Here is a 15,460-nt window from a genome sequence, read left to right on the forward strand (position 1 = left end):
TCGTGCGTCCGGCGGGACACCGGACCGGGACAACCCTAGCCGGGCAGTTGCGCTCAGCGGCCACATTGACCACGTCGAACCGTTCCGAAACCCGCGCTCCGACGAACAAGGACAGAACCTGTCCGCATCGTGCGGCAGGATGTCTTCATGTTGGAAACCTCGGCCCGGTTGCTCGCTCTGCTGTCGTTGTTGCAGACGCGACGGGAATGGTCGGGCAGGGAACTCGCGGAACGCCTCGACATCACGACCCGCACGGTGCGTCGCGACATCGACAAGCTTCGCGAGCTCGGCTATCCGGTCGACGCGAATGTCGGTGCACGCGGCGGGTATCGCCTCGGCGCGGGTGCGGAGATGCCGCCCCTGCTCCTCGACGACCAGGAGGTGCTCGCCGTCGCCCTGGGGCTCGACGCGGTGACCACTGGAGCGGTCGCCGACATGGCCGAGGCGTCCGCCGGGGCTCTCGCCAAACTGCGCCAGGTCATGCCCTCGCGACTCCAGCACCGTCTCGACGCGCTGCGCATCGAGGCCATACCCAGGGAGGCGCCATCGAGCGCTGTCCCAGCCGATCGCCTCACCGAGATCGCGACGGCCTGTCATCGCCACGAACGCCTGCGTTTCGACTACCGGCGCAACGACGGCGAGGAGGGCCGACGCGAGGTCGAGCCATATCGTCTGGTGCGCAACGGGAATCGCTGGTACCTCGTGGGCTTCGACCTCGCCCGCGCCGACTGGCGTTCGTTCCGCGTCGATCGCATGGACCCGAAGATCCCCACCGGACCGCGATTCACACCGCGCGAGCCGCCCGAGGGCGGCGCGGCAGCCTTCGTCGCCCGCGGTCTCGGCGCACTCCAGCAACGGGCGACGGCCCGGGTACGCATCCACCTGCCGCTGGACGAGGTCGCACCGATGATCCACCAATCGTGGGGCACTCTGGAGTCGGGCGACGAACACACCTGCGAGGTGACCGTCTACAGCACGTCGCTGACGTCGATCGCGCGCTGGATGTACGCCTTCGGGGCCGATTTCACCGTCATCGAACCCGCCGAACTGCGCGTCGAACTCGGCGCCGCCGCGGACTATCACGACCAGGTCGCCGAACGCTATCGGCGCGCGATGACCGCCCAGCCCTAGCTGCGCTGACCTGCTCGTCCGACCGGATCGCCGATTCTTCTCTACGGTCGAAGGCATGAGGCTACTCATCACGGGGGCGACCGGGTACGTGGGCTCCCGACTCGTATGCGCATTGCTCAGGCAGGGCCACGAGGTGGTGGTCACGTCCAGGGACACCCGCAAGCTCGACCGGTTCGGCTGGTCGCCGAACGTCACCAAGGTCGCCATGGACGTCGACGATCCGATCTCGGTGAAGAAGGCGATGTCCGACGCCGGCCCCATCGACGCGATCTACTACCTGGTCCATGCCATCGGGACGGCCGACTTCGCCAGCGGCGATCGGGATGCGGCACGCAACGTCGCCGAGGCGGCACGCGATGCCGACGTCGCCCGGATCATCTACCTGGGTGGCTTCGTGCCGGGGGGAGGCGACCTCTCGTCGCATCTGCAGAGCCGCGCCGACGTCGCCGAGGGGCTGGTCGTCGAAGGCGGCCCGGAACTCGTCTGGTTGCGTGCGGCGGTGATCATCGGCGCCGGGTCGACGTCGTTCGAGATCATCCGCTACATGGCCGACCGCCTCCCGGTGATCCCCGAGCCCGACTGGATCACCAACGAGATGGACCCGATCTCCATCCGCGACGCCATCCACTACCTCGTCGCGGCATGTGAATCATCGCTCCCGCCGGGCGAATACGATATATCCGGCCCCGACCACGCCCGCTACATCTCGATCCTGCACGAGTACATCTCCGCGGTCCGCTTCCCGCGGCTGCGGCTTCCGGTCTTCGGCGTCAGTACCCGCGTCGCGGGCCGGCTGGGTGGCATGTTCGTGCCGGTTCCGGCGTCGCTGACCGAGGAGCTGGTCACGTCGCTCAACCATCCGATGACGGCGTCGGAGCATCGCATCCGCGAACTGGTGCCACCACCGGAGGGCGGTCTGACGCCCATGCGCGATGCCGTGCGGGCATCTGTGGAGTCCCCGTATCCCCGTTCCGTCTGCGATCTGAACGACCTGCACCATCTGGCCGATACCGACCCCGCCTGGGCCGGCGGCGATTGGTTGCGCGTCAAACGCACCATCGGTGAGACGATCGGTGGCACGCTGCGGGTGTCGGCGAAGATCGCCGGAGCTTTTCTGTCGAGCCGTCCCTGAATGATTCGTGTCCATAGACGACCGACCTAGGTGGTGATGAGTGCTGGTGACTGCACTGGCGCGCGACCTCTACAACTCGATAGCCACGGATCGGGATCCCGATCCGGGTTCCCACTACGTCCGACGCCGCTGGATCGTCGGCGTCTTCCTCGTCATCGGGGCCGTGTTGCTCGGCGTCTCGATGCGTGTGGAGCCCGGCGACACCGCGTTCTACCCGCTGACGGCCGGAATGGCCGTGGTGTGGATCGCCGGGGCATTCACCTCCGGCAAACTGCGACTCGGTGCCTACAGCCCGACGACGTCCCGGCCCCCGGATCGTCTCGGCGCCGTGGGACTGGGCGTCGTCGTCGGCCTCGCGGTCGGTGCCGCGTTCGTTGTCGGCGGTCTCATCGCCCGGATGATCCCCGGCGTCAGCGACCTGGCGAACCAGGTGCTCGCCTTCGCCGACTACGGCAGCCTCGCCGTCGTCGCCGCGATCACCATGATCAACGGACTCGCCGAGGAGCTGTTCTTCCGCGGGGCGGTCTACTCGGCGGCCCGCCCCCACAACCCGGTGCTGGTGTCGACAGTCATCTACGTGCTCGTCACCATGGCGAGCGGCAATGTGATGCTCGGCTTCGCCGGTGCCGTCCTGGGCACCGTCTGCGCCATCCTCCGACGCAGCACCGCCGGTGTCCTCGCGCCCGCGATCACGCACGTCATCTGGGGCGCCGTCATGGTCCTCGCACTCCCGCCGGTCTTCGCGTGAATCGCTGATCCGCTGCGTGACCGGTGGACCTCGGCCTCGACATGCAGACCTCGATCGACGTCTGCATGTCGAGGTGAGGTTCGCCGGTCACCGCTCCGCAGTTTGGGCGTTCGGCGTCGACCCGCTAGATTCGTTCTCGCAAGTGCCGCCGCGGAGGCGGCGCACGCGCGTATAGCTCAGCGGTAGAGCTCTGGTCTTACACACCAGCGGTCAGGGGTTCGAATCCCTTTGCGCGCACCGAGATCTATGGCTCCAACCCGCGCTCAGCGCGGCTTGGAGCCATAGGACGGATCAGCCGACCGAGCTGAGAGCCTGGTCCCAGACGTCGTTCTCGCGCACCTCGCCCGGCCCGACCATGTCGGCGTAGACGATGACACCCTCGCGGTCGACGAGGAACGTGCCACGGTTCGCGTAGCCGCGTTCCTCGTTGAACACGCCGTAGGCCTTCGCCACCTCACCGTGCGGCCAGAAGTCGGACAGCAGCGGGAACAAGAAGCCCTGCGCCGCCGACCACACCTTGTGGGTCGGCGAGGGTCCCACCGAGACCGTCACCGTGGTCACGTCGTCGTTCTCGAAACGCGGCTGCTGGTCGCGGATGTAGCCCAGCTCGCCCTGGCAGGTGCCGGTGAATGCGAGCGGGAAGAAGACCACGAGAACGTTGCGCTCGGCGCGCAACGCGCTCAGGGACACGAGCTGGTTGTTCTGATCCCGCAGTTCGAAATCAGGTGCCCGATCACCGACGCTCAGCGGCGCGGTGGGCAGAGCATCGCTCATGCTTTCTTGCCCGAGCGTGCCTTGGGCTGGACGAGCCGGGCGGCCGACCAATCCCCCAGGCTGATCGCCGATGTCTGGGTGAGACCCGCGGTGGGGGCCGCCTCGGCGATCTCGCTCGGATCCACATATCCGGGTTTCCCGGTCTTGGGCGAGAACACCCACACGTATCCGTCTTCGGCCAGCGGTCCGATGGCGTCCATCAGCGCGTCGACGAGGTCTCCGTCGCCTTCACGCCACCAGAGGACCACGACGTCGACGACGTCGTCGGCATCCTCATCGACCATCTCGGCATCGATCGCGTCCTCGATGTCGGCCCGGAGCTCGTCGTCCGTGTCCTCGTCCCAACCGACTTCCTGCACGACCAAGCCTGCCTTCAAGCCCAGTTTTTGGGCGTTGCTGCCCGTACCGTCTGTGGCGGCTACCACCGCGCGTGACCTCCTGAGGGTGATGGGACGTTGTTCTCGTCGCCGGTCTGTACGTCTCTTTTCGCCAACTCGCCTGTCAGCATAGGCAACAGCCTAGAGCCTCACATTGCAAGCCGACCGACGTCACTCGATTTCGGGCGTTTCTTTTCCGACGACGGTTGCACGATCGCACGAACCCCCGACACCGGGCGACGGCGCATCAACGTCCGGGACTCGTCGGAACCGGGGTGGTGGTGACCGAGGTCCGGGGCGTGCCCGAGGAGGCCGCCGGGACGGGCGTGTACTCCCCGCAGACCTCGAGGAGGCGCGCCTTGTCGCGCGTCCACTGCCCCGACACCGGGTTGAGTTCGGTGCGCAGTTCCTTGCGGATCGCGTTCTCGAGACGCGTCGTCGCATCCAGGAACGTCCGCGCCGGCGACGCGATCTCCGGCGGTGAGGTGTCGGTGATCTTCGGCCGGATCTGGTCGGCACCCGCGATGAGGCTCGCCCGCGCCTTGTCGGCGAGGTCCCCGACCTCCGGATACGAATGCGTCGTGTTGAGCCGCTTGATGAAGGTGTTGTAGCCGCGCAGCATCACGACCATCGACGACATCGACTCCCGACAGAGCTCGACGCCCTCGGCACGTACCTGCGCAGCCGCCGAGGCCGACACCTCCGACCGGTAGACCGCCACCTCGCCGGGCGCCGGCACACCGGCACCTCCGACCGTGGACGTGCACGCCGACAACATGATTCCCCCGAATGCCATACCGATGGTCGCGCGCACCCGGACTCCCCGATGTCCTCCGCGGCCGGGCCCGGCCTCCCCTGTGCCCAGCATCGTCATCCCCCTACTCATCGGTAACGCTGCAAGGACGCTACAGCACCTTCGCGATCGCGACAGCCTACACAGATCCACCGGTGCCAAGCCCCCTCACATGGGGCACGATGAGGGGTGACACCGCACAACAAAAGGAGTTGCAGTGTCATACGCCATGCAGCCGGACCACCACCCCGAGTCCGGCCTGTCAGAGGGAGTAGGCATCACCGTGACCGACCAGATGGACCAGGCGACGCAGGACACGATTCCCAGCGAGCACGCCGGCCAAGCCGACCCGAGCTCCAATGGACGTGCTGCCGGACGAAGCGGACACCGGGTCCGCGTCATCCGCGAAGGAGTCGCGTCCTATCTGCCCGACATCGATCCCGACGAGACCACCGAGTGGCTCGATTCGTTCGACGCCCTTCTCGACGCCGCGGGCCCCGGACGCGCCCGTTACCTGATGCTGCGGCTCCTCGAACGCGCCGGCGAGAAGCGGGTGTCGATCCCCGCACTCACCTCCACCGACTACGTGAACACCATCCCCACCGAGGCAGAACCGTGGTTCCCCGGTGACGAGGAGGTCGAGCGCCGCTTCCGCCAGATGATCCGCTGGAACGCCGCGATCATGGTGCATCGCGCCCAGCGCCCGGGAGTCGGTGTGGGCGGCCACATCTCGACGTACGCGTCATCGGCGTCGCTCTACGAGGTCGGCTTCAACCACTTCTTCCGCGGCAAGAACCACTCCGGCGGCGGCGACCACATCTTCATCCAGGGCCACGCGTCCCCCGGCATCTATGCACGCGCCTACCTCGAGGGCCGCATCGACGAGGCCCGGATGGACGGCTTCCGCCAGGAGCACAGCCATGCGGGTGAGGGCGGCGGTCTGCCGTCGTATCCGCACCCGCGCTTGATGCCCGACTTCTGGGAGTTCCCGACCGTCTCCATGGGCCTCGGCCCGATGAACGCGATCTACCAGGCGCGCTTCAACCACTACCTGCACGACCGCGGCATCAAGGACACCTCCGACCAGCATGTGTGGGCGTTCCTCGGCGACGGCGAGATGGACGAGCCGGAATCGCGCGGCTTCGCCAGCTTCGCGGCCACCGAGGGTCTCGACAATCTGACCTTCGTCGTCAACTGCAATCTGCAGCGACTCGACGGCCCGGTGCGCGGCAACGGCAAGATCATCCAGGAGCTGGAGTCGTTCTTCCGCGGTGCCGGCTGGAACGTCATCAAGGTCATCTGGGGCCGTGAGTGGGACGCGTTGCTGCACGCCGACCGTGACGGCGCGCTGGTCAACCTGATGAACACCACGCCCGACGGCGACTACCAGACCTACAAGGCCAACGACGGCGCCTTCGTTCGCGAACACTTCTTCAACCGCGACCCGCGGACCAAGGAGCTCGTCAAGGACCTCTCCGACGCCGAGATCTGGAACCTCAAGCGCGGCGGCCACGACTACCGAAAGATCCACGCCGCCTACGCCTCGGCGATGACGCACAAGGGCCAGCCGACGGTCATCCTGGCGCACACGATCAAGGGCTACACGCTCGGCAAGCACTTCGAGGGACGCAATGCGACCCACCAGATGAAGAAGCTGACGCTCGACGACCTCAAGGCGTTCCGCGACAGCACGCGCATCCCGATCAGCGACGAGCAGCTCGAGAAGGATCCGTATCTGCCGCCGTACTACCATCCCGGCGAGGACTCTCCGGAGCTCCAGTACATGCTGGACCGCCGCAAGACCCTCGGTGGGTTCCTGCCGAGCCGCCGCACGAAGTCCAAGGTGCTCAAGGCCGACACCTCCTCGGCACTCAAGGCCACCGCGAAGGGTTCGGGCAAGCAGCAGGTCGCGACCACCATGGCGCTGGTCCGTGTCTTCAAGGAACTGTTGCGCGACAAGGAAATCGGCAAGCGCATCGTGCCGATCATCCCCGACGAGGCCCGCACCTTCGGCATGGACTCGTGGTTCCCGACCCTGAAGATCTACAACCGTAACGGCCAGCTGTACACCTCGGTCGACGCCGAACTGATGCTCGCCTACAAGGAGAGCTCCGAGGGGCAGATCCTGCACGAAGGCATCAACGAGGCCGGATCGGCGGCCAGCTTCGCCGCGGTCGGCACGTCATACTCCACCCACGACGAACCGATGATCCCGCTGTACATCTTCTATTCGATGTTCGGTTTCCAGCGCACCGGGGACAGCTTTTGGGCGGCCGGCGACCAGATGGCGCGCGGTTTCATCATCGGCGCCACCGCGGGCCGCACGACGCTCACCGGTGAGGGCCTGCAGCACGCCGACGGCCACTCGCCGTTGCTCGCCGCGACCAATCCGGCCGTGATCGCCTACGACCCCGCGTTCGCCTACGAACTCGGCCACATCGTGGACGACGGTCTCAAGCGCATGTACGGCGAGGACCCGGAGAACGTCTTCTACTACATCACCGTCTACAACGAGCCGATCAGCCAGCCGGCGAAGCCGGAGGGCCTCGACGCCACGGGCATCGTCAAGGGCGGATATCTGTTCCAGAAGGCTCCCGAGGGCAAGGAGTACCCGGCCAACATCCTGGTCTCCGGCGTCACGATGCCCGACGCGCTGCGTGCGTCGGAGCTGCTCGCCGAGGAGTGGAACGTCGGCGCGAACGTCTACTCGGTGACGTCGTGGAGTGAGTTGGCCCGCGACGGCATCCGCGCCGACCGGGAGGCACTGCGCGATCCCGGGACCAAGCCCGCGCCCGCCTATCTGACGGAACTGATGGCCGACGCGGCCGGACCGTTCGTCGGTGTCAGCGACTACATGCGGGGCGTCCAGGAGCAGGTCCGTGCGTACCTGCCCGGTACGTACCTGACGCTCGGCACCGACGGGTTCGGCTTCTCCGACACCCGCCCGGCCGCGCGACGTTTCTTCAACGTCGACGCCGAGTCGATCGTGGTCGCTGTCCTCGTCGCGCTCGCCCGCGACGGCCACCTCGACATGTCGGTGGCCAAGGAGGCCGCGGACAAGTACAAGATCGACGACGTGGCCGCCGCTCCCGAGCAGACCAGCGATCCCGGCGTGGCCTGACCCGGAAACCGGGCCGCCGCCGCTCGAGGGGAACCGACGATCCCGGCATGGCCTGAACAGGGACTAGATTGAGGTCGTGTCCGACGCGCGAGTGAATCAGCCCACAACACCGCCGGCTGACGTGTTCGGTGCGCGGGGTGCCCATGTGCCGGCCCCCGCCACCGTGCACGACGCGCTGCCCGACACGCTGCTCCGGCGGGTCAAGCAGTACAGCGGCCGCCTCGCCACCGAGGCGGTCCACTCGATGCAGGACCAGCTGCCTTATTTCGGCGACCTCGATGCCGCGCAGCGCGCGAGTGTGCAGCTGGTCGTGCAGACCGCCGTCGTGAACTTCGTCGAGTGGATCCAGGATCCCGAGGGCAACGTGAAGTTCACGGTCCAGGCGTTCCAGGTGGTGCCGCAGGACCTCGCCCGTCGCATCACCCTGCTGCAGACCGTCGAGATGGTCCGCGTGGCGATGGAGTTCTTCGAGAAGTGGCTGCCGCTGCTCGCCCGCAACGACGCTCAGCTCCGTGCGCTCACCGAGTCGGTCCTGCGTTACGGACGGGAGATCGGTTTCGCCGCAGCGGCGATCTACGCCTCGGCCGCCGAGTCGCGTGGCGCCTGGGACTCCCGACTCGAGGCTCTGGTCGTCGATGCCGTCGTCCGTGGGGACACCGGCCCTCAGCTCCTTTCCCGTGCCGCCGCCCTGAACTGGGATTCCGACGCCCCGGCGACGGTGATCGTCGGGACCCCACCGCCCGAACAGAACGTGTCGGTGCCACTGGCCATCCACAACACGGCACGGCAGTTCGATCGGTCGGCGCTGTCGGTGGTCCAGGGCTCGGTGCTGGTCGCGATCGTGAGCGGACCGGCACGGCCGACGGAGAAGTTCGTCTCGGCTCTCCTCACGCACTTCGCCGACGGCCCGGTGGTCATCGGGCCGACCATGCCGAACCTCGGCAGCGCCCACACCAGTGCCGCCGAGGCCATGGCCGCGATCGAGGCGGTGGTGGGCTGGCCGAGTGCACCGCGGCCGGTCCACAGTCTCGAACTGTTACCCGAACGTGCACTCAACGGTGACGAGTCAGCGGTGACCGCTCTGGTCGACTCGGTGGTCCGTCCGCTGTCGGCGGGAGGCTCCACTCTGACGACGACGCTCGAGGCCTATCTCGACTCCGGCGGATCGGTCGAATCCTGCGCGCGCGTTCTGTACATACATCCAAATACGGTCCGGTACCGACTGAAGAAAATTGCGGAAATCACACGGCGCGACCCGACGAACCCTCGCGACGCGTATGTACTGCGGATCGCGACGACCGTCGGGCGTTTGACACACTTACGGCACAAATCGGAGTCTTCTGCACCATAAGCCACACGAGTAACATGTCCGATTCGCCATTTATGCTGATAGGAGCCTTAAGAACACGGTTCGGTAACGAATCTCAGCCTGATGACGAAGCAGGTGACACTACGGTGAAGTTTGTGGGAACCCTACAAAACCCGGCTACAAGGTTCATGCTTCTCCACACCCACATCGGGCGGGTAAAGGGTGTTCTCTGGTCACGTGCTTTCGTTGCTTGCTCCCGGCCAGGGTTCCCAGACACCCGGCATGCTCACGCCGTGGCTCGACCTGCCCGGTACCCGTGATCAGATCGCCACGTGGTCCAAGCTCACTCAACTGGACTTGGAACGACTCGGTACCACCGCCACCGCGGAAGAGATCACCGACACCGCGGTGACCCAGCCGCTGGTCGTGGTCGCCGCCCTGCTCGCCTTCGACGAGGTCCGCAAGAACGGCGAGCTGCCCGCGGACGCGGTCGTCGCCGGCCACTCGGTCGGCGAGCTCGCCGCCGCCGCCATCACCGGTGTGATCTCGGCCGACGAGGCCGTCACCCTCGCCGCGATCCGCGGCGCCGAGATGGCCAAGGCCTGCGCCCTCGTACCGACCACCATGGCCGCCGTTCTCGGTGGCGACGAAGCCGCCGTGCTCGCCCGCCTCGAGGAACTCGAACTCGTCCCGGCCAACCGCAACGCGGTCGGCCAGATCGTCGCGGCCGGAGCCGTCGACAAGATCGACGAGCTCATCGCCTCGCCGCCGGAGAAGGCCCGTATTCGCAAGCTCGCGGTCGCCGGCGCCTTCCACACCCACTTCATGGCTCCGGCGCAGGACGCCGTCGCCGCGGCGGCCGCGAAGATCACCCCGTCCGACCCGAATCGCACGTTGCTCTCGAACTCCGACGGGCAGCCTGTAACGAATGGCTCCGAAGCACTGACAAAACTGGTGGGCCAGGTGACCAGGCCGGTCCGCTGGGATCTCTGCTCGGCGTACCTGCGTGAGAACTCGGCCACCGCCGTCGTGGAACTGCCGCCGGCGGGCACGCTCGTGGGGATCGCCAAGCGCGAGCTGAAGGGCACCCCATCGCTGGCGCTCAAGGAGCCCGGCGACATCGCGAAGATCACTGAACTTGGATAGCGGTCGCGGTTAGTCCGCGACCCCCGGAAGATCGGCCCCGACGCCGATCTGTCCAAGCGCGCGGACTCTCTCGGGTCCGTCCTGCGCTCCGGAAACTCATCTACCCGATACACGGAAAGGGAACCACACAGTGGCTGCCACCCAGGAACAACTCATTGCCGGCATCGCCGAGATCATCGAGGAAGTCACCGGCATCGAGCCGTCCGAGGTGACCCTCGAGAAGTCGTTCGTCGACGACCTCGACATTGATTCGCTGTCCATGGTCGAGATCGCCGTCCAGACCGAGGACAAGTACGGCGTGAAGATCCCCGACGAGGACCTGGCCGGTCTGCGCACCGTCGGCGACGCCGTCTCGTACATCCAGAAGCTCGAGAGCGAGAACCCCGAGGCTGCGGCTGCCATCAAGGCTCAGGTCGAGGCAGACCAGAACTGATGAGCTCCCCCTCCCTCCGCGACTACTCGACGCTGGGTGGGAACTTCCCGAGCGTGGTCGTCACCTCCATGGTGGCGACCACCTCGCTCGGCGAAGATCTCGACTCGACGTGGAAAGCACTGCTGGCGGGTGAGTCGGGCATCCGCGTCCTGACCGACGACTTCATCACCAGGTACAACCTGCCGGTTCGTATCGGCGGTCGTCTGCTGAAGGATCCGACCGACGAGGTCACCCGAGTCGAGGCCCGCCGGATGGCCTACGTCGAGCGCATCGCCCACGTGCTGAGCAAGCGTCTCTGGACCCAGGCCGGCGAACCCGAGGTCGACCCCGACCGTCTCGCCGTGGTCGTCGGCACCGGTCAGGGTGGCGGCGACGCGATGGTCGACGCCGTCAAGGCCATGGAAAGCACCGGCAACTACCGCAAGGTGTCCCCGCTCGCCGTGTCGATGGCCATGCCCAACGGTCCGGCCGCCGTCGTCGGTCTGAACGTCGGCGCCCGCGCAGGCGTCATCACCCCGGTCTCGGCGTGCTCGTCGGGTGCCGAGGCGATCGCACACGCGTGGCGCCACATCGTCATGGGTGACGCCGACATGGTCGTCACCGGTGGCGTCGAGGGACACATCGACGCGGTGCCGATTGCGGCATTCTCGATGATGCGTGCCATGAGCACCCGCAACGAGGACCCCGCAGCCGCCTCTCGTCCGTTCGACAAGGACCGCGACGGCTTCGTCTTCGGCGAAGGTGCCGCGATGCTCATCCTCGAACGCGAGGAGCACGCTCGTGCCCGCGGTGCGCACATCCACGCGCGCCTCCTCGGCTCCGGCATCACCTCCGACGGATTCCACCTGGTGGCCCCGGATCCCAGCGGTCAGGGCAATGCCCGCGCGATGACTCGCGCCCTGCAGACCGCCGGTCTCCAGAAGTCCGACATCACCCACATCAACGCGCATGCGACGTCGACCCCGATCGGCGACACCGCCGAGTCCGCGGGCATCATCGCCGCCATCGGTCAGCATGCCGCGGTGTACGCACCGAAGTCCGCTCTCGGACACTCGATCGGTGCCGTCGGTGCTCTCGAGTCGGTCCTCACCATCAAGAGCGTCGAGGAAGGCGTCATCCCGCCGACCCTCAACCTCGAGAACCAAGACCCGGAATGCGACATCGACGTCGTCCACGGTGAACCCCGCTACGGACAGATCGACTACGCGATCAACAACTCGTTCGGTTTCGGTGGGCACAACGTGGCGCTCGCCTTCGGTCGCTACTGAGTCCTCGGCCTCCTCGCCGACCTCGGTAGCGCCCGAGACGAACACGCCCCGACACCCTTGGAGGAGACTGCGATGACGACCTTGGCTCCCATGCCCGGCCGCGAAGAAGCCGCCGATCCCCGCGACCCCCTGTTGCGGCTGACGAACTTCTTCGACGAAGGCACCATGTCGTTGCTGCACCCTCGCGACAAGTCCGGTGTCCAGGCCGCTGTCGGCCTGGTCAACGGCGTTCGCACGGTCTCCTACTGCACCGATGGCACCGTCATGGGCGGTGCCATGGGTGTCGTCGGGTGTGCTCACATCGTCAACGCCATCGACACCGCCATCTCCGAGCAGGCGCCGGTCATCGGTATCTGGCACTCGGGTGGCGCACGCCTCGCCGAGGGTGTCGAGGCGTTGCACGCGGTGGGTCAGGTCTTCGAGGCGATGGTCCGGGCCTCCGGGTACATCCCGCAGATCTCCGTGGTCGTCGGCTTCGCGGCCGGCGGCGCGGCCTACGGGCCCGCCCTCACCGACATCGTGATCATGGCTCCGGCCGGTCGCGTCTTCGTCACCGGACCCGATGTCGTCCGCAGCGTCACCGGCGAGGACGTCGACATGGAGTCGCTCGGCGGTCCCACCACACACGGCAAGAAGTCGGGTGTCTGCCACATCGTGGCCGATTCCGAGCCCGACGCCTTGTGGCGCGCACGCCGTCTCGTCTCGACCTTCACCCAGCAGGGCCACTTCAACCGTGAGCTGGCCGCCGCCGGCGACACCGACCTCAAGGCCCTGCTGCCCGAATCCGCCCGTCGGGCCTATGACGTCCACCCGGTCGTCGAGAAGCTGCTCGACACGGCGCTGGCCGCCGACGGCGAGACCGAGATCTCGAGTTTCGAAGAGTTGCAGGCCAAGTGGGCGCCGAACATCGTCGTCGGATTCGGTCGGCTCTCGGGCCGCAGCGTCGGCGTCATCGCCAACAACCCGCTGCGCATGGGTGGCTGCCTGAACTCGGAGAGCGCTGAGAAGGCCTCCCGGTTCGTCCGCCTCTGCGACGCCTTCGGTATCCCCCTCATCGTCCTCACCGACGTCCCCGGTTACCTCCCGGGTGTCGGCCAGGAATGGAACGGTGTCGTCCGCCGCGGCGCGAAGCTGCTCCACGCCTTCGCCGAGTGCTCGGTTCCCCGCGTCACGCTCGTGACCCGAAAGATCTACGGCGGCGCCTACATCGCGATGAACTCGCGTGCGCTCGGTGCCACCGCGGTGTTCGCCTGGCCCGGTTCCGAGGTCGCCGTCATGGGTGCCAAGGCCGCTGTGGGCATCCTGCACAAGAAGGCACTCGCCGCCGCACCCGACGATGAGCGTGAAGCCCTCCACGATCGTCTGGCCGCCGAGCACGAGGCCATCGCCGGTGGCGTGGGACGGGCCCAGTCGATCGGCGTCGTGGACGAGATCATCGACCCGGCCCGCACGCGCAGCATCATCGCCGAGGCACTCGCGGCCGCACCAGCCCGACGCGGTCGGCACAAGAACATTCCCCTGTGACCGCCTGACGGACACACACGTCGACAGACGTACGAAGAACGCCACCGGTTCTCACCGGTGGCGTTTCTCGTATGTCCCTGAGATCGCGGGATGTACTCACCGCGCTCCCTGGGAAGTTCACGCTCCCTGAGGAGCGCCCGAAGCATGCGGAGGGCGCGCCTCTTCGCTCCCTGAGGAGCGCCCGGAGCTTGCGGAGGGTCAGCCCACCCGCTGCTGCAGCCAGGTGACCTCGGCCCCGGCACCGCCCATGCGGTACTGCTCGAGGGCGTCGTCCCAGGCCGTGCCGAGGGCGGCTTCGAGTTCGCCGGCGAGACCGGCACTGTCGGGCTGCGATTCGATCAGCGAGCGCAGTTGGTTCTCGCCGACGATGACGTCGCCGTTGGCGCTGGTCGATCCGCGCCAGAGCCCGAGACCCGGCACGTAGCTGTAGCGTTCGCCGTCGACTCCCTCGCTCGGGTTCTCGGTGACCTCGAACCGCAGCGCCGACCACTCGCGCAGAGCGGTCACCAAACGTGCCGCTGTCCCCACCGGCCCCGCCCAGTCGACAGTCGCACGCTGCATACCCGGCTCGGCGTCCTGTGCCGACCATTTCAGGTTCGCGCGTGCATTCAGGGTCGACGACAGAGCCCACTCCACATGCGGGCACAGCGCCACCGGCGCCGAGTGGATGTAGACCACTCCCGTTGTCATGTCCGCAAACTGGTTCAGATTGCGCACCTTTTCACCTCCGTTGTCGACGAGGAACGTCTTCCCCAACACACCTCGCGACTCCGGATATCACACTCGTGGGATTTATTGTGCCTCAAGATGCACGTGTTGCGCTAGTTTCTCGTGCGAGAAAACTTCATTTCTGTGACGAAAGTTCACTGACGACTCGATCGTTGAACTCACTCCACAACGGCTTCGCCCACGATCCGAACGACCGGTCGGTGAGGACGACGCAGGCGGCCTGCAGATCGGGGTCGACCCAGAGAAAAGTCCCGGCCTGGCCGAAGTGCCCGAAAGTCCGCGGCGAGTTGCCCGCCCCGGTCCAGTGCGGAGACTTCTTCGACCGGATCTCGAAGCCCAGGCCCCAGTCGTTGGGACGATGCCTCCCGTATCCCGGCACGAACCCGTCGAGTCCCGGGAACTGCACCGATGTCGCGTCGGCGAGTGTCTCGGGGGCGAGGATCTGCGGTACGAGGAGCTCCTGCGCGAAACGGGCCAGATCTGCGGTGCTGGATCGTGCACCGTGGCCGGCCGGTCCGTGGAGCTCCGTCGAGTCGAGTCCGAGAGGCGCGCTGACGGCGTCGGCGAGGTACTCCGGAAACGCGATGCCCGCCGCCTGTTCGACGGTCTCGGCCAGGATCTCGAACCCCGCACTCGAATAGATGCGCTTCTCCGCGACCCTCGCCTCGATGTCCCGCGAGTCGAAGGCGAGTCCCGATGCGTGGGCCAGGAGATGCGCGACAGTGGCACCGGGCGGACCGGCGGGGTCGTCGAGTTCGACGGCCCCCTCCTCGACCGCCACCAGAACCGCCTCCGCGACGAGGAGTTTGGTGACCGAGGCGAGCTCGTAGACGCGAGCGGGGTCGCCGAATTCCTCGGCGACCCCGTCGCGGGTGATGATCGCCGCCGACACATTGTCGACGGGCCATTCCGTCAGAGATTCAAGGACCGACACATCGGGTCACGTTACCCGTGGACGCGTGCCGGCCGGTGGGC

At 67.0% G+C, this 15,460-nt stretch carries 14 protein-coding genes and 1 tRNA gene; 10 read left to right on the forward strand and 5 right to left on the reverse strand.

The window, feature by feature from the left end; all coding sequences use genetic code 11:
• Positions 1-147 precede the first annotated feature (147 nt).
• The 4 genes from NWF34_RS05875 to NWF34_RS05890 all read left to right on the forward strand — a co-directional run bounded on the left by NWF34_RS05875 (position 148) and on the right by NWF34_RS05890 (position 3,248).
• On the forward strand, positions 148-1,131 hold the full coding sequence (locus tag NWF34_RS05875; RefSeq protein WP_096274973.1) for a YafY family protein: 984 nt from the start codon (positions 148-150) through the stop codon (positions 1,129-1,131).
• A 55-nt stretch (positions 1,132-1,186) separates the two neighbouring features.
• Complete coding sequence (locus NWF34_RS05880; RefSeq protein WP_096274153.1) at positions 1,187-2,263, forward strand: NAD(P)H-binding protein; 1,077 nt, start codon at positions 1,187-1,189, stop codon at positions 2,261-2,263.
• Between the two features lie 40 nt (positions 2,264-2,303).
• Positions 2,304-3,011 carry a CPBP family intramembrane glutamic endopeptidase gene (locus NWF34_RS05885; protein ID WP_096274155.1) on the forward strand — a complete coding sequence of 236 codons (708 nt, stop codon included), beginning with the start codon at positions 2,304-2,306 and terminating at the stop codon, positions 3,009-3,011.
• A 165-nt stretch (positions 3,012-3,176) separates the two neighbouring features.
• A tRNA-Val gene (locus NWF34_RS05890) sits at positions 3,177-3,248 on the forward strand.
• A 54-nt stretch (positions 3,249-3,302) separates the two neighbouring features.
• Here NWF34_RS05890 and NWF34_RS05895 read toward each other — a convergent pair.
• The 3 genes from NWF34_RS05895 to NWF34_RS05905 all read right to left on the reverse strand — a co-directional run bounded on the left by NWF34_RS05895 (position 3,303) and on the right by NWF34_RS05905 (position 5,030).
• Positions 3,303-3,785: a peroxiredoxin gene (locus NWF34_RS05895; protein ID WP_096274157.1), complete on the reverse strand. Its 483-nt coding sequence runs from the start codon at positions 3,783-3,785 to the stop codon at positions 3,303-3,305.
• Entirely contained in the window at positions 3,782-4,210 is a 429-nt protein-coding gene (locus tag NWF34_RS05900) for a DUF3052 domain-containing protein (RefSeq protein WP_005200172.1), read from the reverse strand. Before NWF34_RS05900 ends, NWF34_RS05895 begins: the two co-directional genes overlap by 4 nt.
• Before the next feature lie 199 nt (positions 4,211-4,409).
• Positions 4,410-5,030: a hypothetical protein gene (locus tag NWF34_RS05905; RefSeq protein WP_258324429.1), complete on the reverse strand. Its 621-nt coding sequence runs from the start codon at positions 5,028-5,030 to the stop codon at positions 4,410-4,412.
• A gap of 142 nt (positions 5,031-5,172) precedes the next feature.
• Between NWF34_RS05905 and aceE the strand changes: the two genes are divergently transcribed.
• The 6 genes from aceE (at position 5,173) to NWF34_RS05935 (ending at position 13,756) form a co-directional block, all read left to right on the forward strand.
• On the forward strand, positions 5,173-8,076 hold the full coding sequence (aceE, locus tag NWF34_RS05910; protein WP_258324373.1) for a pyruvate dehydrogenase (acetyl-transferring), homodimeric type: 2,904 nt from the start codon (positions 5,173-5,175) through the stop codon (positions 8,074-8,076).
• A 76-nt stretch (positions 8,077-8,152) separates the two neighbouring features.
• Positions 8,153-9,427, forward strand: coding sequence for a CdaR family transcriptional regulator (locus tag NWF34_RS05915; RefSeq protein ID WP_258324374.1), 1,275 nt, complete (start codon positions 8,153-8,155; stop codon positions 9,425-9,427).
• 195 nt (positions 9,428-9,622) lie between these two features.
• A complete protein-coding gene (locus tag NWF34_RS05920) occupies positions 9,623-10,531 on the forward strand; it encodes an ACP S-malonyltransferase (RefSeq protein WP_258324375.1) in 909 nt (302 codons plus the stop codon).
• A gap of 130 nt (positions 10,532-10,661) precedes the next feature.
• Positions 10,662-10,964, forward strand: coding sequence for a meromycolate extension acyl carrier protein AcpM (gene acpM, locus NWF34_RS05925; RefSeq protein WP_006434904.1), 303 nt, complete (start codon positions 10,662-10,664; stop codon positions 10,962-10,964).
• Positions 10,964-12,232, forward strand: a complete 1,269-nt coding sequence (locus tag NWF34_RS05930; RefSeq protein ID WP_258324376.1) for a KasA/KasB family beta-ketoacyl-ACP synthase — start codon at positions 10,964-10,966, stop codon at positions 12,230-12,232. The genes acpM and NWF34_RS05930 overlap by 1 nt, the downstream gene beginning before the upstream one ends.
• A gap of 72 nt (positions 12,233-12,304) precedes the next feature.
• Positions 12,305-13,756 (forward strand): acyl-CoA carboxylase subunit beta, encoded by a 1,452-nt coding sequence (locus tag NWF34_RS05935; protein ID WP_258324377.1) that lies wholly within the window; start codon positions 12,305-12,307, stop codon positions 13,754-13,756.
• 198 nt (positions 13,757-13,954) lie between these two features.
• Here NWF34_RS05935 and NWF34_RS05940 read toward each other — a convergent pair whose 3' ends face one another.
• Positions 13,955-14,473: a DUF3145 domain-containing protein gene (locus NWF34_RS05940; protein WP_258324378.1), complete on the reverse strand. Its 519-nt coding sequence runs from the start codon at positions 14,471-14,473 to the stop codon at positions 13,955-13,957.
• Between the two features lie 127 nt (positions 14,474-14,600).
• On the reverse strand, positions 14,601-15,419 hold the full coding sequence (locus NWF34_RS05945; protein WP_258324379.1) for a serine hydrolase: 819 nt from the start codon (positions 15,417-15,419) through the stop codon (positions 14,601-14,603).
• Positions 15,420-15,460 lie beyond the last annotated feature (41 nt).

This window comes from Gordonia sp. GONU (genome assembly GCF_024733855.1).
Lineage (GTDB): Bacteria > Actinomycetota > Actinomycetes > Mycobacteriales > Mycobacteriaceae > Gordonia > Gordonia amicalis.